The 16,232-nt window shown below is 54.4% G+C and carries 18 protein-coding genes and 1 pseudogene; 14 read left to right on the top strand and 5 right to left on the bottom strand.

Features of this window, described 5'->3' with window-relative positions:
- Nucleotides 1–27: 27 nt before the first annotated feature.
- From dtd to ACZA91_RS10630, 3 genes are read left to right on the top strand one after another with little or no spacing between them, the layout of a single operon-like run.
- A complete protein-coding gene (dtd, locus tag ACZA91_RS10640) occupies nucleotides 28–474 on the top strand; it encodes a D-aminoacyl-tRNA deacylase (protein ID WP_190534456.1) in 447 nt (148 codons plus the stop codon).
- 27 nt (nucleotides 475–501) lie between these two features.
- Nucleotides 502–1,305, top strand: a complete 804-nt coding sequence (gene trhO / locus ACZA91_RS10635; protein WP_190534459.1) for an oxygen-dependent tRNA uridine(34) hydroxylase TrhO — start codon at nucleotides 502–504, stop codon at nucleotides 1,303–1,305.
- Nucleotides 1,302–1,787 (top strand): MEKHLA domain-containing protein, encoded by a 486-nt coding sequence (locus ACZA91_RS10630; protein ID WP_347343152.1) that lies wholly within the window; start codon nucleotides 1,302–1,304, stop codon nucleotides 1,785–1,787. The genes trhO and ACZA91_RS10630 overlap by 4 nt, the downstream gene beginning before the upstream one ends.
- Nucleotides 1,788–2,126: 339 nt before the next feature.
- Here the strand turns inward: ACZA91_RS10630 and ACZA91_RS10625 are convergent, their stop codons facing one another.
- Nucleotides 2,127–2,486 carry a nuclear transport factor 2 family protein gene (locus ACZA91_RS10625; RefSeq protein ID WP_463182310.1) on the bottom strand — a complete coding sequence of 120 codons (360 nt, stop codon included), beginning with the start codon at nucleotides 2,484–2,486 and terminating at the stop codon, nucleotides 2,127–2,129.
- 45 nt (nucleotides 2,487–2,531) lie between these two features.
- Nucleotides 2,532–3,002 carry a cupin domain-containing protein gene (locus ACZA91_RS10620; RefSeq protein ID WP_463182309.1) on the bottom strand — a complete coding sequence of 157 codons (471 nt, stop codon included), beginning with the start codon at nucleotides 3,000–3,002 and terminating at the stop codon, nucleotides 2,532–2,534.
- Nucleotides 3,003–3,189: 187 nt separating this feature from the next.
- Here ACZA91_RS10620 and ACZA91_RS10615 point away from each other — a divergent pair, with 187 nt between their 5' ends.
- The 4 genes from ACZA91_RS10615 (at nucleotide 3,190) to ACZA91_RS10600 (ending at nucleotide 6,824) form a co-directional block, all read left to right on the top strand.
- Nucleotides 3,190–4,155: a lipid kinase gene (locus ACZA91_RS10615; protein ID WP_190528624.1), complete on the top strand. Its 966-nt coding sequence runs from the start codon at nucleotides 3,190–3,192 to the stop codon at nucleotides 4,153–4,155.
- A 27-nt stretch (nucleotides 4,156–4,182) separates the two neighbouring features.
- Nucleotides 4,183–4,839, top strand: a complete 657-nt coding sequence (locus tag ACZA91_RS10610) for an HAD-IA family hydrolase (protein WP_463182308.1) — start codon at nucleotides 4,183–4,185, stop codon at nucleotides 4,837–4,839.
- A 68-nt stretch (nucleotides 4,840–4,907) separates the two neighbouring features.
- Nucleotides 4,908–5,822, top strand: a complete 915-nt coding sequence (gene thrB / locus ACZA91_RS10605) for a homoserine kinase (protein WP_463186425.1) — start codon at nucleotides 4,908–4,910, stop codon at nucleotides 5,820–5,822.
- 63 nt (nucleotides 5,823–5,885) lie between these two features.
- Nucleotides 5,886–6,824 carry a ribokinase gene (locus ACZA91_RS10600; RefSeq protein WP_463182307.1) on the top strand — a complete coding sequence of 313 codons (939 nt, stop codon included), beginning with the start codon at nucleotides 5,886–5,888 and terminating at the stop codon, nucleotides 6,822–6,824.
- Between the two features lie 265 nt (nucleotides 6,825–7,089).
- Here ACZA91_RS10600 and ACZA91_RS10595 read toward each other — a convergent pair.
- A pseudogene (locus ACZA91_RS10595) lies at nucleotides 7,090–7,461 on the bottom strand (Fur family transcriptional regulator); the annotation flags it as partial.
- 257 nt (nucleotides 7,462–7,718) lie between these two features.
- Here ACZA91_RS10595 and purS point away from each other — a divergent pair.
- Both purS and ACZA91_RS10585 read left to right on the top strand, forming a co-directional pair.
- Nucleotides 7,719–7,973: a phosphoribosylformylglycinamidine synthase subunit PurS gene (gene purS, locus ACZA91_RS10590; protein ID WP_099534877.1), complete on the top strand. Its 255-nt coding sequence runs from the start codon at nucleotides 7,719–7,721 to the stop codon at nucleotides 7,971–7,973.
- A gap of 24 nt (nucleotides 7,974–7,997) precedes the next feature.
- Entirely contained in the window at nucleotides 7,998–8,873 is an 876-nt protein-coding gene (locus ACZA91_RS10585; RefSeq protein ID WP_463182306.1) for a 4-hydroxybenzoate solanesyltransferase, read from the top strand.
- Nucleotides 8,874–9,036: 163 nt separating this feature from the next.
- Here ACZA91_RS10585 and ACZA91_RS10580 read toward each other — a convergent pair whose 3' ends face one another.
- Nucleotides 9,037–9,984, bottom strand: coding sequence for a YkvA family protein (locus tag ACZA91_RS10580; protein WP_463182305.1), 948 nt, complete (start codon nucleotides 9,982–9,984; stop codon nucleotides 9,037–9,039).
- Between the two features lie 242 nt (nucleotides 9,985–10,226).
- Here ACZA91_RS10580 and ACZA91_RS10575 point away from each other — a divergent pair, with 242 nt between their 5' ends.
- On the top strand, nucleotides 10,227–10,790 hold the full coding sequence (locus ACZA91_RS10575) for a hypothetical protein (protein ID WP_463182304.1): 564 nt from the start codon (nucleotides 10,227–10,229) through the stop codon (nucleotides 10,788–10,790).
- A 12-nt stretch (nucleotides 10,791–10,802) separates the two neighbouring features.
- Here the strand turns inward: ACZA91_RS10575 and crtD are convergent, their stop codons facing one another.
- The gene (gene crtD / locus ACZA91_RS10570; RefSeq protein ID WP_463182303.1) at nucleotides 10,803–12,356 is read right to left on the bottom strand and encodes a C-3',4' desaturase CrtD; all 1,554 of its coding nucleotides are present in this window, start codon (nucleotides 12,354–12,356) and stop codon (nucleotides 10,803–10,805) included.
- A gap of 209 nt (nucleotides 12,357–12,565) precedes the next feature.
- Between crtD and ACZA91_RS10565 the strand changes: the two genes are divergently transcribed.
- Genes ACZA91_RS10565 through ACZA91_RS10550 form a run of 4 tightly spaced genes read left to right on the top strand, consistent with a single transcriptional unit; the run spans nucleotide 12,566 to nucleotide 16,195 of the window.
- Complete coding sequence (locus ACZA91_RS10565; RefSeq protein ID WP_463182302.1) at nucleotides 12,566–13,189, top strand: hypothetical protein; 624 nt, start codon at nucleotides 12,566–12,568, stop codon at nucleotides 13,187–13,189.
- 8 nt (nucleotides 13,190–13,197) lie between these two features.
- Nucleotides 13,198–13,776: a Uma2 family endonuclease gene (locus tag ACZA91_RS10560; RefSeq protein WP_463182301.1), complete on the top strand. Its 579-nt coding sequence runs from the start codon at nucleotides 13,198–13,200 to the stop codon at nucleotides 13,774–13,776.
- Between the two features lie 58 nt (nucleotides 13,777–13,834).
- On the top strand, nucleotides 13,835–15,064 hold the full coding sequence (locus tag ACZA91_RS10555; protein ID WP_463182300.1) for an ABC transporter ATP-binding protein: 1,230 nt from the start codon (nucleotides 13,835–13,837) through the stop codon (nucleotides 15,062–15,064).
- Between the two features lie 12 nt (nucleotides 15,065–15,076).
- Nucleotides 15,077–16,195 carry a hypothetical protein gene (locus ACZA91_RS10550; RefSeq protein ID WP_463182299.1) on the top strand — a complete coding sequence of 373 codons (1,119 nt, stop codon included), beginning with the start codon at nucleotides 15,077–15,079 and terminating at the stop codon, nucleotides 16,193–16,195.
- Nucleotides 16,196–16,232 lie beyond the last annotated feature (37 nt).

The following is a 16,232-nucleotide window of genomic DNA, read 5'->3' as shown; positions in this document are numbered from 1 at the left end:
GTTGATGAGTTTTGAGATGTGGGCACAATGCGGGTCGTAATTCAACGGGTGACGGCTTCTCGTGTGGCGATCGGGGGGGAAACCGTCGGGCAAATTGGCCGGGGGTTGAACCTGTTGGTGGCGATCGCCGCGACCGATACGGAGGCAGAGTTGCAGTGGATGGCGCGTAAATGTCTGGATTTGCGGCTGTTTCCCGATCCGGCGGCGGCTCATCCTCGGTTTGATTTGTCGGTGAGTGAGATTGGCGGCGAACTGCTGGTGATCAGTCAATTCACGCTCTATGGCGATGGGCGCAAGGGGCGGCGACCCAGTTTCGATCGCTCCGCCGCGCCCGATCGGGCCGAGGCCCTGTACGATCGCTTTGTGGAATTGCTGCGGGCCAGTGGTTTGCGCGTGGAAACCGGCCGGTTTGGCGCAATGATGCAAGTCCAAATCGACAACGATGGCCCAGTGACCTTGATTTTGGATTCCTAGAGTCTGGATTCCTGACGGAGAGAGAAGATGACGGTGGTGGTGGCCGCGCTCTATCAATTTGTGGCGGTGGATGATTGGGCCGATTGGCGATCGCAGTGGCTCGATCGCGCCGAAGCCTTGGGGATTCGCGGCACGTTGCTGCTGGCCCAAGAAGGGATCAACGGCACGATTGCGGGGACTCGGGAGGCGATCGATCAGATGTTGGTGGCCCTGCGATCGCACCCGGCCCTGACAAATTTGAGCGCGCGCGAGTCGATCGCCCCGGCCATGCCCTTCCAACGGCTAAAAATCAAACTGAAGCGGGAAATTGTCACCTTCAACCAACCGGTGGCCCCCACGGAGCGGACGGGAACCCGCGTGGCTCCGACCGAATGGAACGCGCTGATTGCTGATCCGGAGGTGAAGCTAATCGACACGCGCAACCAATTTGAAGTGGCGATCGGTTCGTTTCAGGGGGCGATCGACCCGGAAACCCAGACCTTCACGGAATTTCCCGACGCGGTGGAACGGTTGCTGGATCCCCAGCGCGATCGCAAGGTGGCCATGTTCTGCACGGGCGGCATCCGCTGCGAGAAGGCTTCGGCCTACCTGTTGGCCCAAGGGTTCGAGCAGGTTTATCAACTGGAGGGCGGCATTCTCAATTACTTAGCCACCGTTGACCCGGCGGAAAGCGCCTGGCAGGGTGAATGCTTTGTGTTTGATGAGCGGGTGGCACTGCAACATGGCTTGCAACCGGGGACGTATCAAATGTGCCGTGCCTGTGGTCGGCCGGTCGATCGCAATCTCGACATCTGTCCCCACTGCCAATCCAGTTTGGGAGATGCCTCGTGAGCGATCGGGTGATCGAAATTTGGCAGGATCCGGCGGTGGTGCGCCATGTCGATCGCCTCTGGGCCAGTTTCCAGCAGGTGGTGGGGCGATCGTTGGGGGATTTACCGGCGGATCTCGACCCGATCGAGCGATCACGTCGGATTTTTCACGCACCTTTTGTGGTGGTGTCCCACGGCACGGAAGCCGACCCGATTTTTAACTATGCCAACCAACGGGCGATCGAGTTGTGGGAGCTGAGTTGGGATGAGTTTGTGCAGTTGCCATCTCGGTTGAGCGCCGAGCCGATCGCCCGAGAAGAGCGAGCCAAAATGTTAGAAGAAGCAGCCGATCGGGGCTATATCAGCAACTATCAAGGGGTACGAATTTCCAAAACCGGTCGTCGATTTCGGATCCTCGATGGTCTGATTTGGAACCTAGTCGATGAAGCGGGTCAACCCTACGGCCAAGCCGCCACATTCCAGCAAATTAAACCAGTCAATTGATATGAATTAATTCATCAAAATCAATTCATTAAGCTGCTTAATTGTAATTCATTCAAGTGTGCAACGACCAAGTGTGCAACGATTGCATTTTCATAATTCACCCCCAGTAGGGGCGCACCGCTGTGCGCCCTATGCCGCATGTGACGATTTAACCAGTCATTTTCACCATAAATGACACATTCAACCATCAAACGAATCAAGGATAAATGACCATTTACCTCATGCCATATGTGACAGTTTAGCCAGTCATTTTCATCACGAATCATGCATTTAACTATCAAGCGAATCGAGGGCGCACGGCGGTGCGCCCCTACCAGGATGGTTGGCGATTTGCGTGATTCAATTGTTGTAATGAGCGATCACCTGGGAGACCTTGCCCGTGCTGCTGAGTTTCATCAACTCACCCGACTGCGTGCCCTGTTGATTGATGTAGTAAAGCACCAAACTTTCAATGCCCCACATCACATCTAACAGCTCAAACTTGAGATTGGGATAGACTTCCAACCCCTTTTGGAAATAGCGACGAAGGGCAGCTTTTCCTTGCACCCTTCCCGTCGGGTCACCCAAGAGCCGAGCCGCGATCAGGGAAATCAACACCACATCTTCCTCGTAGTGGCTCAAAATGCGATCGAGGTCGTGGCTATTCCAAGCCGCCACCCACTCTTGCGCAAATTCCTGGGCCTGGGATTGAGTCAGCATTGGGGTTTTCCTCATTGAGTCGATCGCCTGGAATTTTAGGGGATCTCAATAGGGTTGACCATCTCGATGATAGATAGCCCAAGAGCCATCTACTTGTTGACAAGCTTTTAAATCATCGTTCGGATAGGTCACTTCATCACCCGCCGTGCGATCGCCCACTTCCAAATAAACTGCATCTTCAGGCGATCGATTGATCAGTTGATGAGCAATGCCAGTTCCCGCCTTGAAGCCATAGCAATCACCGGAATGCAACTCAAATTCTCGATCGCCCACAATGAGGGTGAGCGTTCCCGCCAAAACAAAAATAAATTCATCTTGTTTAGAGTGACAATGGGCAAGAGCCGACGCGGAACCGGGCGCAAGTTCGGTTAAATTTACCCCAAAGTTTGACAATTGAAAGTAATCGCCCAATTTTCGCTTTAATCGACCCTTAACCACCGCGTCATAGGGTGATGGATAGATGGTTTGGCCACGCTGAGCGGGCACATGGCTGGCCGTAATCGGGTTAGGTTCCATGGAGTTACTGGGCGCGATCGCGCAAGGGATGTGAATCGATCGATTCTCCAGTTTTAGCCTAGGAGTTTAGCGGCCCTTGCTTCACAAAAAATGCCCCATCGCGATCGCCCTGTCCAAACAGTGGGGGCGGCAATGGCACAATAGAAACCGTTAGAAACCGTTTTCCTTTCTAGATCGCGGGTGCATTATGGACTCCGTTGCTCCTCAGCGGGCCTTGCTGCTAGTGAATTCCAAATCGCGCCGAGGGCGGCAACTGCTTGGCCGGGCGATCGCCATTTTGGATGAAATGGGGTTCGAGCTAATTTTTCGCAGCACCAAGCGATCGAGCGATTTTCGCGATCTGATTCGGCAATATGCCAGCCGGATCGATTGTGTGATTATTGGCGGCGGTGACGGAACCCTGAATGCGGCCCTGCCAGCCTTGATCGAGACTCGGTTGCCCCTCGGCATTTTGCCCCTGGGAACCGCCAACGACCTGGCGCGCACGTTGGCAATTCCGGCGGACTTGAAACAGGCCTGCGCAGTGGTGGCCCAAGGGGTAACCAAGGCGATCGATGTGGGGCAAGTGAACGATCGCTATTTTTTCAATGTGGCCAGCCTGGGGTTAAGTGTCAGCATCACTCGCCAATTGAGCGGCGAAATCAAAAAGCGTTGGGGTGTGTTTGCCTACGCGATTGCTGCCATCCAAGCCCTTTGGAAATCGCGTCCTTTTACGGCAAAAATTGAAGTAAATGGTGAACTACTGACAGTCAAAACGGTGCAAATTGCGGTGGGTAACGGTCGCTATTATGGTGGCGGTTTAAGCGTGGCTTGGGATGCTTCCATTGATGATCAACGGCTCGATTTATACAGCCTGGAAATTGCCCATTGGTGGCAAATGTTGCCGCTTTTGCCTGCAATGCACGCCGGTCGCCTCAATGATTGCGTGAATGTGCGGACGATCGAGGCCACATCCTTAAAAATCATCACCAGTCGCCCCAAGTCCATCAACACCGATGGAGAACTATCGACCACCACGCCCGCTGAATTTCGAGTGCTGCCGGCCCAACTGAAGGTTTTTGTGCCAGCGGCGCGATCGAGCAGTGTTCAATCGAGCAGCGCCCAATCAAACAATCCCCAATCAAATAATCCCCAATCAAACAACTTAGACTGAGAATTCATTCAAGATGTTGTGCAGCTCATGAACCAAAAAAACTATCCTCAAGTGATTTTTCTCGATGCCGTGGGCACGCTATTTGGCGTGGCGGAAAGTGTGGGTCAGCAATATGCCCAAATGGCGAATCAACTCTTTGGGTTGCAACTCGATGATCAAGCCTTAAATCAAGCCTTTTATGATTGCTTTAAGGCGGCGGATCCTTGTGTTTTTCCAGGGGTTGATCGCGATCAATTACCCCATCTGGAATATCAATGGTGGGAAAGTCTGGCAGAACAAACGTTCACGCAAGCAGGATTATTTTCCGAAATTCCGGATTTCGCAGACTATTTCGCAGCGCTTTACGATCGCTTTGCCACGGCGGCCCCTTGGTATGTGTATCCGGAAGTGCATGACACCTTAGCCAAGTGGCAGCGGTTGGGCATTGAGCTGGGAATTCTCTCCAATTTTGATACGCGGCTTTATCGCGTGTTGGATGCGTTGGATTTGACGCGCTATTTCAAGAGCTTCACCCTCTCGACGGAGGTGGGAGCCGCCAAGCCCGATCGCGCCGTGTTTGTTGCGGCCCTGGCCCAGCATGGCTGTGAACCGGCGGCCGCTTGGCACATTGGCGACAGCTTGGAGGATGACTACCAAGGGGCCACAGCGGCGGGGCTGCGGGCCCTGTGGCTAAACCGGCTGTAAAGTGTAGTGGCTCTGGGCGCGATCGACCGCAGCCGCGATCGCCGCCCGCCGATTGCCATTCTTTAGCCATGACCTCCTTGAACGCCGTTACCGTCACCGTTCCTGCCACCACCGCCAACTTGGGCCCCGGCTTCGACTGTTTGGGGGCTTCGTTGGCGTTGTACAACGAATTTCGCTTCACCCGAATTGAGTCGGGCTTAGAAATTATTCCCACCGGCACGGAGGCGGATCGCGTCTCGCGGGATGAAACCAACCTGGTTTATCGCTCCTACGCCAAGGTGTTTGAACTGGCGCAGGAAACGCCTTACCCGGTGCGGATTGAGATTGGCTTGGGTGTGCCCTTGGCCCGGGGATTGGGCAGCTCGGCCACGGCGATCGCGGCGGGCATTGCCGGAGCAAACTATTTGTTAGGGGGGGCGCTGTCGCCGGCCCAGGTGTTGGCCCTGGCGATCGAAACGGAAGGCCATCCCGATAACATCGTGCCGGCCCTGTTGGGGGGCTGTCGTTTGGCGGCCGATCGCGAAGGGATTTGGACCCAATGCGAAGTGCCTTGGCATTCCTCGATTCAACCGGTGATCGCAGTTCCCAACTTTGAGCTATCCACCGAAGCGGCTCGCAGCGTGTTGCCCCCCAGCTATTCCCGGGCCGATGCCATTTTCAATGCGGCTCACTTAGGTCTCTTGTTGCGGGGCATCAACGAAGGGCGCGGCGATTGGCTGACCACTGCCATGCAGGATCGGATTCACCAACCCTATCGCATGACCCTAATTCCCGGCTTTGAGGCGGTACGGCAGGCGGCGATCGAGGTGGGAGCCTATGAGTTGGTGATTAGCGGAGCGGGCCCAACCCTGCTGGCCTTGGCCCACCGAGACAAGGCGGCGGCCGTGGGTGAAGCCATGCAAGCGGCTTGGACAGCAACGGGCATTGGAGCTGTGGCGGGGCCGGTGGAGTTGGATGTGTATGGAACCCGAGTCCAGCCGTAAACTGGCCCCAAATCTGGGGAATTCGCCCACGGGAGTTCCCTGTTATTGATCGGGGGGCAGACTATGGCACAGGTTTGGGTTTTGGGCAGCATTAATGCCGATCGCACGGTGGCGGTGGCCAAGTTGCCACAACCGGGAGAAACGGTCTTGGCTGGGGCGATCGGGGAGGCCAGCGGCGGCAAAGGGGCGAATCAGGCCGTTGCGGCGGCCAAGTTGGGAGCGGCCACGGCTCTGATTGGCCGCGTGGGTGAAGACGCGATCGGGGAAATCCTGTTGCAAGATCTGCAAACCAGCGGCGTTGATGTCAGTCGGGTGGCGATCGATTCCTTGGCTCCCACGGGCCAGGCCTGGATTGCAGTGGATAGCCTGGGCCAAAACCAAATCATCGTCCTGCCCGGGGCTAACCAGGCGGTGGGCGGTGCTGAGGTTGATCGCCTCCAGCGCTCCTTGGGCAGTGCGCCGCGCCCGATCGCCCTGTTATTGCAACTGGAAGTACCCTTGGCGGTCGTGGTGGCTGCGGCCCAAGCGGGTCAAGCGGCCGGGGCGATCGTTCTTTTGGATCCGGCCCCGGCTCCCGAGCACCTCCCCCCGGAACTTTGGGCCGCGATCGATTGGATCACTCCCAACGCCACGGAAGCGGCCCAACTGGTGGGCTTCCCGGTGCAAACCCCCGAGGATGCGGCCCGCGCGGCTACCAGGCTCCAGGAGTTGGGAGCCAAGGGGGCCATTGTGACCCTGGGCGAGCAAGGGGCTTGGGTGGCTGGGCCGACGGATTGTTTTTGGCAACCGGCCTTCCCGGTCAGGGCGATCGACTCTGTGGCAGCGGGTGATGGGTTTAATGGAGCGCTGGCGGCGGCGTTGGTGGCGGGGCAACCCCTCTCGGTGGCCGTGCGACGAGCAGCGGCGGCGGGCGCACTCACAACCACCCGATCGGGGGCCCAATCTGCTCTACCCAACGCTGGAGAGCTAACGGCTTTTCTGGCCCAAAACGCATCGAACTAATTCCGACTGTGCCCAAAGGTAAAAGTCCTTTTTCGGGATCCGCTCAGCTTCCCGCTGAGCCGGCCCCCAGATCGAAGCGATCGCCCAAAGAACTGAGTTGCACCGAGCTAGATGAGTCTGCCAAGGAAGTGGGATGGCAGGCACAATCCACCTTAGGCAAGTTTGGTTCTGGGTGACTTTCTGGGTGATTCTCTTGGTGATTGGTGCGATCGCCATTGGCCGAATCGCCATGACCCCGATCGCCCGTTCCCTCATCCCGCGCACTACAGCGATCGCACAGGCCGTAAAACTCCAACGTGTGATAAAACACCCGAAACCGGTGCTCCATGCTCAATCGCTGGGTCAAATCCTGCACGGGACATTCATGAATCGGTTGTGATCGCCCACATTGGATACAGTTCAAGTGGTGGCGATCTTTCTTGATAAAACTGTAGAGCGATTCACCGCTGGCCAGCATTCGCACCTGCACCGCCCCGTTCAGCTTCAGGGTTTCCAGGGCCCGATAAACCGTGGCCAGCCCCATGCCTTGCCCCACGTCGCGCAGTTTGATGTAGAGCGCTTGGGCAGAAATTTCGCCTTCAATGGTTTGCAGCACCTGCAAAACACGCTCTTGGTTTCGGGTCAGGGGTCGTTTCATGGCGATCTCAGACCCCGAAGAATGCTGGCTCGATCGGGGTGGTTCTTTTCCTATTCAATCAGGTTTTTCAGCCGGTTCCTGGCGGAATCTGGCTCCCGAGGGAACTCCCGCAGCCTGGCTGCGGGAACCGGCCCCCCTCGCTTTAAGATAGTGTCTTGATCGTTGGATTGCCGTGGTTGCTCAATCCCAACCCAAAAGTTAGCATCACCCTTGGTTCCCCCAACTCGATCGTCGCCATCCCAGAGGTTTCTAGCCCCGTGAGTACCCAGCAATATCGCGCCAAAATCCACGTTACCCTGCGTCCCTCTGTGCTCGATCCGGCCGGTGTGGCGGTGCAGTCCGGCCTGAAGCAGTTGGGCTATGAAGGGGTGGATTCTGTCCGCATTGGCAAATACATTGAGCTGACCGTGGCGGCGACGGATCCAGAAGCGGCCCGCAGCCAAGTGGATGAAATGTGCGATCGCCTGTTGGCCAACCCCACCATCGAAAACTACTCGATCGAAATTGCCTAAACGCACCCATCCCCACATTCACCCATGGGCAACCTTCAGCAAACAGGGCGGGCGATCGTGCGGTTGCTGCGCTGGGACAAACCGGCGGGGCGGCTGATTCTGCTGATTCCGGCCCTGTGGGCCCTGGTGTTGGCCAGTGACGGCCGGCCCCATCCCCTGTTGGTGCTGCTGGTGGTGGTGGGCACAATCACCACCAGTGCCGCCGGTTGCGTGGTGAATGACCTGTGGGATCGCAACATTGACCCCAAGGTAGAACGCACCAAACAACGGCCCCTGGCCGCCCGATCACTCTCGGTGAAAGTGGGCGTGGGGGTGATGCTGGTGGCGGCCCTTTGTGCGGCCGGGCTGTTGCCCTTTTTGAATGGCTTGAGCGTGCTGCTTTCTGTGGCGGCTGTGCCGGTGATTGCGCTCTATCCTGCGGCCAAGCGGGTGTTTCCAGTTCCGCAATTGGTGCTGGCGATCGCCTGGGGGTTTGCGGTGCTGATTCCTTGGAGCGCGGCGATCGACCCGCCCAGTTTGGACTTGCCGGCCTGGTTGCTGTGGGGCGCGGTGGTGCTCTGGACGCTGGGCTTTGATACGGTTTATGCCCTGGCCGATCGGGAGGACGATCGCCGGTTGGGCATCCACTCCAGCGCCCTCTTCTTTGGCGATTTGGCTCCCCAGGCGATCGGGGCGTTCTATGCGGGTACGGCGCTGCTGTTGGCCTACACGGCTTTGGCCCTGGAGCTAAACATTGGTTTTTGGCTCACCCTATTCGGGGCGATCAGTCTCTGGGTTCAGCAATATCTGCGCCTGAGCGATCGGCAACTGTCCCGCGCGGCCTACGGCAAAATGTTTGCGGAAAACGTGACGATCGGCTTTGTGCTCCTAGCCGGAATGCTGGTCGGCTGCTGGTTTTAGGGGTGGCCATTCGCGATCGGTTCATTAACTCTTTCCGATCCTAAGCATCCTCCTCATGAGTCAACTAGCCGCAGAACGAGCCACCGATTTAGAACTGCTAAGTCGTTTCTAGCTTCTCTTCATGAGTTAGCTCTAAAACTCGATTACAGTCAATCGCAAGTTTTCACCATGGAAATTTGCCTGAAAATAAATCCTCTGCTTGTTGTTTTGATAGATCTCGAACATTGGCATTATTAAAATAGGTCGAGAATAAAGCAATTGTTGCTGCCATTGTAGACAAATCATCGCTATACCCAACAGCAGGCAAAATATCAGGAATGGCATCAAGGGGCATTCCAAAGTAAGCCAAAGCAGTCACGATAGCAACTTTTGCAGTCACGGGAACAGATTCATCATGTAGAGCATTCCACAACATAAAGCCATGCTCGACAACTACCTTCCCTGCCTGAACACCAAATCCTTGCATCTTCGCAGCAAAGGTTTCATCCGAGAACTCTACATAGTTAAGAATTTCTTCATCGCCAGAGTGGGATAGCGATTTTACAGGAATACCAAGCATCTCCATACGTTCAAGTAATGCTTGTACCTTCTCTCTCAAATTGGACGTGTCATCATTTTTGGCTACTGACAATAATTCCACAAATTCCCGGATAACCTTAACTTGAGCAGAGTTAATATTTAGCTCCTTTTTAGCAATATTGATTGCCTCCTCTTCACCATCCGTCATTACACCATCAATAAAGACTAAGTTGATAATGAAGAAGATGAGTCCAAATTTCAGTTCTGGATGGGCTGTTGAAAGTTTTTGAATTGATTCTTGCAAGTTAGGAGGATTGCATGAATACACTTGAACTTGTTTCTTCCCCTCATCCGATAAACTGGCAAAAGAGGGGCTAGTCAAAATCATAACGACTTCATCTTCACTGATTTCCCCATCAGCCGCAGCGACTGCTAGAAGTACAGCAAAGAACGTCACCATTTCGTCATCTGAAAATGGCCACAAGCCTTGAATTGCTTGCACTAATCCGAAGGCTGTATCACCAATTGCTTGACCAATGCTACCTGCCGTGTTGGTAACGGCATCGAATGCGGAATTAAACCAATTACCCATGATTTGAAGCTGTTGGTAATTTTTCGATGGGGAGATTCCAGCTTTAGTCAGCTCGGCTATGAAGCGGTCTAGCCAGATTTCGGGACTGTGATGAGTTAACCTCACCCACTAGGTAGTGTACAGGCTCACTCTTGATTTGTACAGAGATCTTTGCATATGAGTGATATGGATAAAATCATAGCAAACTAAGATTATTCGCTATGACAGGGAGAGGCGAAACATGTTCGGGAGAGGGATATTCCATGAAAACCTATATTGTTTGTCAAGGACGAACTGAGGTTCAATTACTGAAGAAAGTACTACCATTAGAATCAACCAAAAATGTTGAGATTGTAGAAGGCGGTGGGCTATATGCTCTCAAGTCTCTAGCCCTTTCTTTAATTGTGCGCCGCCAGTCTCCCGTGGTGGTTGTAGTTGATTCAGATTCGGTAGTGCCTGAGCAAGTTCAGCAACGAGTGAGAGATATTGAAGAACTCCTCAGCAGTCTTGCCGCCAATACACCCGTGAAGGTTATTCCAGCAATTCCAGCTTTAGAAAGCATCTTTTTTTACGATGTTCCTTTGCTGACACACTTGTTAGATTATGCACCTACCCCGGATCTCCTGAGTCAGGCAACTTATCAGCCTAGAAAGGTCTTAGATCAGTTAATTTCTCAATCCAAAGATATAAAGAATATTGCTCAGTTGATCGATAATTTGACTGAGCAAGATATTACAATTTTGCGTGAATCCAGAGTGATTCAAGAACTAATGGAGTTTCTTCAATCGGTTCAGGTCACTGATGAAGTTTTGGATCGATCGCCCTAGCTAAAATCTGCATCAAAACCCGGCGGCGGTCATTTGGCGGACGGTGGTGAGGGCCGAATAGCTCGTGCCCGCTGTGCCCTCGCCCGGGTGGGTGGAGTCGCCCACCAGCCAGAGACCCGGAACCGGCGTGCGATTGCCGATCGCGAAGGGGCCAAAAGTGGAAACGCGCATTCCCAGACCGCCCACATAGCCGAACTTGCGGCCCGTGAAGTCTTCAAAGGTGCGGGGGGTGGCGGCTTCGCAATGGACGATCGCCCCCGGATCGAGCCGGAAATAGCGCCCGAGTTTGTCGATCGCCTCTTCCGTGTAGCGGGTTTTCAGGGCTTCGTACTCGGCTTGATCGCGGCAACGATACCAGGGCTGCGGATCGACAAAGGAGGACGCGGTGATCGTCGCCATCCCGGCCGGGGCACGCCCATCGCCCTCGCGGCTGACGGACACAAACAGCGAATTGTTTTCGCCCACAGGGCCGTCCCAGTCGTAGAGGAATTGCAAGTGGGGCGGGCAGTCGGCGGGCAGGGCGGCGCGATCGACTCCCAAATAGACCACGAATGCGCCCGAGGGTTCCGGCAGTTTCTCAGCGCGCGATCGATAGAAATCCGTGGCCAGGCGATCAAACCAGGGGCGATCGCTTGGCCAATCCACCATCTCAATTAAGTTCTGGATCGGCACATTGGCCACCACCGCCGCCGCCGGTTCCACCCAGGTCTCATCGGTTTTCAGGTTCCGCACCACCATGCCCGTGGTTTCGCCGTTTTCGGTGATGATCCGCTCGACCCGATGGCGCATCTGGAGCTGACCGCCATCCCGGGTTAACGATTCCAACAGGCGATCGCTCAACACCTGCATACTGCCCTCCAAGTGGTACAGCCCAAAGGGTTCCTGGGATAGCCCCAACGCCGTCGCCGCATAAAGCAGCGCCGTTTCATCCGCCCCCACCTGGGAATAGAGTTTCAGTTGCATATCCAAAAAGGTTTTCAAGCGGCGATCGCCCGCCAAGCCCAGCCGCTGCAACAGGTCGCCCACCGTCGAAAAAGCATGGGGAGCCGTCAGCAAAGTGCTGGGTTTCACCGCCTTCAGCAGTTGCACCACATCCCAAGCATTGCCCGGCGGCAGCACCGGATCGCCCGCCTGAAACTCCCAGCTATAGCGAAACAAATCCGCCAGCAACCGCCAAAAGGGTTCGCTACCGGGAAATTGCCGCTCCCGTTCCGCCCGCCAGCGATCGGGGTCGCGCCACACGGAAATCGGCTCCGTTTCCCCCGGCAAAAACACCGCACAGGCAGGATCGCAGGGCGTGGCGGCCGGCAACTCGATGCCCAACTCACCAAAAATCCGGTGATGGATGCCGCCCGGCTCCAGCCCCGCCACCTGGGTCGCGCCCACCTCAAAGGTGAAGCCCCGCCGCCGAAAGGTAGACGCACAGCCCCCCGGCACGATCGCCAGGTCAAACACCTTGACCGATCGCCCTCGCCGCGCCAGCAGGGCCGCCGTGGTCAGGCCGCCAATTCCCGCCCCAATCACCACGATCGGGCGGTTTGCATCGGTTGCGGTGGATTGGGTCATAGGACAGGGCGATCGGGGATGAGTCGCAGAATTTGTAAACTTTTGTAAATTATCACTCATCTCCGGGCCGATCGTCAGGGAATGCCATAATCGGGACAACCCAGGGCTAGCCTCAGTCACCGTATCGTGGCTTGGGTGGGGCAGGATTTCCCCAGTGCGCCCAAATTTGCAAAATCTCCAGCAAAATTGCGGATAGCCAGCCTTCCAAAATGGCCTACAGCAAGTTTTCTCTTAAAACCGTCAAGGAAACATTTGGCATCACTTTAATTGAAGATCAATCGCTCTTTGATCTCAGCCAGATTCCATCCGTGACCATTAGTCCTTATTTGGAATTAACCCTGGCCGAAGGGACTTCTATTGCCCTCGCAATTAATACGGAAAAGTCCCGATCGGAATGGATTATTGCACCCATTTTGACGGAAGTTCGCAAGCAGGTTCATGCCCAAATTAGCCTGTTTTCGGGACGGAGTTTCACGGTCGATCGCAAGCGGGGGTTATATGGTCAGTGTGACTACCTATTAAGCCTGAGTCCTGAGCAGCTCTATATCGCAGCACCCGCGATCGCCGTTGTGGAAGCGAAAAAAGAAGACATCGTAGCGGGCTTGGGTCAATGCATTGCCACCATGTATGCCGCTTGGTTGTTTAATGAGCGAGAAAATCGCCCTTTACCTTGGATTTATGGAGCCGTGACAACGGGCACGACTTGGAAGTTTTTGAAACTGCGCGATCGCATGGTCTATATCGATCAAGACGAATATTACTTCAAAGAAATCCAAACAATTCTAGGAATTTTCCAAGTGATCTTGACAACCATCGACCATCCACAGGAGTAAATACCATCATGCTGGCGGTTGAACAGCGCTATTCATTGGCTGAGTATCGATCGCTTGAGGAAAGATCGGAACAACGCCACGAATATGCCAATGGATTGATTTGGGAAATGCCGGGAGGATCGATTAATCACAGCCGGATTGCGACGGAGATTTGCAGTCTATTAATGAGCCAACTGGATCAAACCCAATTTGAGGTTTTTAACAGTGATCTACGGCTCTGGATTCCTACCTATCAACGGGGAACCTATCCCGATGTGATGGTGATTGCTGGGCTGCCACAACGGCATGACGATCGAGATGATGAGGTGCTGAATCCTTGTTTCCTGGTTGAGGTTCTGTCGCCTTCTACGGAACTGTTCGATCGCGATGATAAGTTTCGATTCTATCGATCGATTCCTGAGTTTGCGGAATATCTGTTGGTGCGGCAAGATGAACCCTTCATCACCCATTTTTGGAAGTTGGATGACTCCAACTGGCAATTTTGCGACTATTGCGATCGAACCCAAGCGATCGCCCTCAAAACCTTACCCGCCACCCTGTCGATCGCCCAAATTTATCGCCGCGTCGTGTTTCGCGAATCCAAATAACCAATCCCCACAGACCAATCCATATAATGGTCGAGACCTGCGCTCTAGTTGAATTGCCGTGGCTCGTGTCGTTTTGGATAACGTCTACAAAAGCTATCCGCCCCGCGATCGCGCGCCCGGTGGCAGTCCCACGGCCGTGTTGCGGCGGATTAGCCTGACGATCGAGGACGGTGAATTTTTGGTGTTGGTGGGCCCGTCCGGTTGCGGCAAAAGCACCCTGCTGCGATCGATTGCCGGACTGGAAGATGTGACGGGCGGCGAAATTTGGGTGGGCGATCGGCGCGTCGATCCGTTGCCCCCGAAGGCGCGGGACGTGGCCATGGTGTTCCAAAGCTACGCGCTCTATCCACACCTGAATGTCTACGACAACATCGCCTTCGGGCTGCGGCGGCTGAATCCCCCGCCAGCGGAGGGATGGCAAAAATGGGAACCCTTGGCGGTGGGGCTGACGCGGCGACTGCCGGCCCCCTTGCGGTACGAGTCAGCCCAAGAGCGGGAAATTGGCCAGCGGGTGCGTGAGGTGGCCACCATGTTGCAAATTGACCATCTGCTCGATCGCCTGCCCAAGGAATTGTCCGGCGGTCAAAAGCAGCGGGTGGCCCTGGGCCGGGCGATCGCTCGAAACCCGCAGGTATTTTTGATGGATGAGCCGCTGAGTAATTTGGATGCCAAGTTGCGCACGGAGACTCGATCGCAAATTGTGCAGCTCCAACGCAAGCTGAAAACCACCACGGTTTATGTCACCCATGACCAGGTGGAAGCGATGACCATGGGCGATCGAATTGCGGTGCTCAACGGTGGGCAAATTCAGCAAATTGCGCCGCCCTTGGAACTCTATCACCAGCCAGCCAACCGGTTTGTGGCGGAGTTTATCGGCTCGCCCACCATGAATTTTTTGCCCGTATGGGTGAAGCGGCCGGCCCTGCTGACCAATGGCGAATTTCGGATGACCCTGCCGGAAATTTGGGACAAAACCCTAGAACCCTACGACGGCCGAGCGCTATGGCTGGGAGTACGTCCAGAACACTTGAGCGATGGTTTGCCTGCGCCCAAAAATTTACCGGTGCGCGTGTTGCAAGTGGAGGCGCTGGGGTCGGAAACCTACGCGCTGGTGGAACCGATCGACCGGGGATTAGTGCGCACTTTGGAAGAGACCCCGGCCAAACCGTTGCAAGTGCGCCTGCCACCCGATCGCCCGATCGCCCTGGGTGATGAATTGTGGCTGTCGATTCCCAGCGAGCAACTCTACCTATTCGACCCCAGCACCGGCAAGGCTCTCTATCCCTAGGCGCAACGAGCAATGTTGATTGAAAAAGACGGTCAATGGCAATTTGAAAGTGAAGCCACTTTTGAAAGACTCCTTTGGCAAAACCTCGAAGAATGGCTAAATTTTCAGCCCCTCGCCCGCCAACTCAGAATGTGCGGCGAGCCTTGTGACATCATTGCCAGGAGTCCCAAGGGGAGGCCCGTTATTTTAGAACTTAAAAATGAAGAAGATCGCTATGTTGTCCAGCAACTCACGCGCTACTATCACAACTTTCTAGAGGAGCGTCCTGATTTACCTCAGCTTGATGCATCTAAAGCGCCCCGATTAGTTGCGATCACCCCATCTCTCCATCGACACAATTTCATCGATCGGCTATACCATCGCCTCACTGTCGAATTATGGACATTCCACATTCGGAAACAGCACGATCAATTTCTGTTGGAGTTGGTGTCTTGGGAGACTCCTGATGCAAAATCAACGATTAAAACTATTGATCTAACACCTCATATTCAAATTCCGACAATAGCGGAACCTGATCCACAGAGTCAGCTTGATAAAAATTGGAAATCGATTCTATCGAAGCGCTCGGAGCTTGATCAAAAAAACCTCTTGGCAATTCGTGATTACATCCTAAGCTTCAGCCCAAAACTAGGAGAAGTCGTTACACCTAGCACAGCAACCTACGGTCAAATGCGGAGTAAAACAAGTCTCTGTGAGTCAGAGGAAAGGCTTTTAGCCCGATTTGAGCAGCTTTCCCTAGATAAGGCTCCTAGGCTTTTTCTATATCTACCAAGCATTGTCAAGTTATCTTTTAACACCGTTAAGGTTGAAGTTCTCTTGCAAAAAAGCGATTTAGGATATTCCCTTAGTTCTTCAATTCAGACTTTAAGAATGCCCAATAGATGCAGTAAATGGCATATTCATATGATGATGCGAAGTACAGCAGAGCAAGCGAAATCCTATGGATATGAAGTAACGCTCACAGGATATTTGAATTTCTATCAATCTGTTTATGAAAAGAAGTTCTGGAATCCACACTGGGATGATCAATTTTCTTCACTAGAAGATTTGCTTGATCTGGCGATTTTGGATTGGCAACGGCGACAGGACAAATTGACTGCAAAACGTCGTCCTTCGCCCAGTGCAGAGTGAGGGACGGAAAATCATTAGATTGCGCGGATTGACGATG

The organism is Limnothrix sp. CMB-01, assembly GCF_055193175.1.
The sequence above is the reverse complement of the archived record's forward strand: the minus strand, read 5'-3'. Positions and strand labels throughout refer to the sequence as shown.

Excerpts from the sequence above, each read along its gene's own strand:
- dtd (WP_190534456.1), top strand. The coding sequence starts at position 28 with ATGCGGGTCGTAATTCAACGGGTGACGGCTTCTCGTGTGGCGATCGGG.
- trhO (WP_190534459.1), top strand. The coding sequence starts at position 502 with ATGACGGTGGTGGTGGCCGCGCTCTATCAATTTGTGGCGGTGGATGAT.
- ACZA91_RS10625 (WP_463182310.1), bottom strand. The coding sequence starts at position 2,486 with ATGCTGACTCAATCCCAGGCCCAGGAATTTGCGCAAGAGTGGGTGGCG.
- ACZA91_RS10620 (WP_463182309.1), bottom strand. The coding sequence starts at position 3,002 with ATGGAACCTAACCCGATTACGGCCAGCCATGTGCCCGCTCAGCGTGGC.
- ACZA91_RS10615 (WP_190528624.1), top strand. The coding sequence starts at position 3,190 with ATGGACTCCGTTGCTCCTCAGCGGGCCTTGCTGCTAGTGAATTCCAAA.
- ACZA91_RS10610 (WP_463182308.1), top strand. The coding sequence starts at position 4,183 with ATGAACCAAAAAAACTATCCTCAAGTGATTTTTCTCGATGCCGTGGGC.
- thrB (WP_463186425.1), top strand. The coding sequence starts at position 4,908 with ATGACCTCCTTGAACGCCGTTACCGTCACCGTTCCTGCCACCACCGCC.
- ACZA91_RS10600 (WP_463182307.1), top strand. The coding sequence starts at position 5,886 with ATGGCACAGGTTTGGGTTTTGGGCAGCATTAATGCCGATCGCACGGTG.
- ACZA91_RS10585 (WP_463182306.1), top strand. The coding sequence starts at position 7,998 with ATGGGCAACCTTCAGCAAACAGGGCGGGCGATCGTGCGGTTGCTGCGC.
- ACZA91_RS10580 (WP_463182305.1), bottom strand. The coding sequence starts at position 9,984 with ATGGGTAATTGGTTTAATTCCGCATTCGATGCCGTTACCAACACGGCA.
- ACZA91_RS10575 (WP_463182304.1), top strand. The coding sequence starts at position 10,227 with ATGAAAACCTATATTGTTTGTCAAGGACGAACTGAGGTTCAATTACTG.
- crtD (WP_463182303.1), bottom strand. The coding sequence starts at position 12,356 with ATGACCCAATCCACCGCAACCGATGCAAACCGCCCGATCGTGGTGATT.
- ACZA91_RS10565 (WP_463182302.1), top strand. The coding sequence starts at position 12,566 with ATGGCCTACAGCAAGTTTTCTCTTAAAACCGTCAAGGAAACATTTGGC.
- ACZA91_RS10560 (WP_463182301.1), top strand. The coding sequence starts at position 13,198 with ATGCTGGCGGTTGAACAGCGCTATTCATTGGCTGAGTATCGATCGCTT.
- ACZA91_RS10550 (WP_463182299.1), top strand. The coding sequence starts at position 15,077 with ATGTTGATTGAAAAAGACGGTCAATGGCAATTTGAAAGTGAAGCCACT.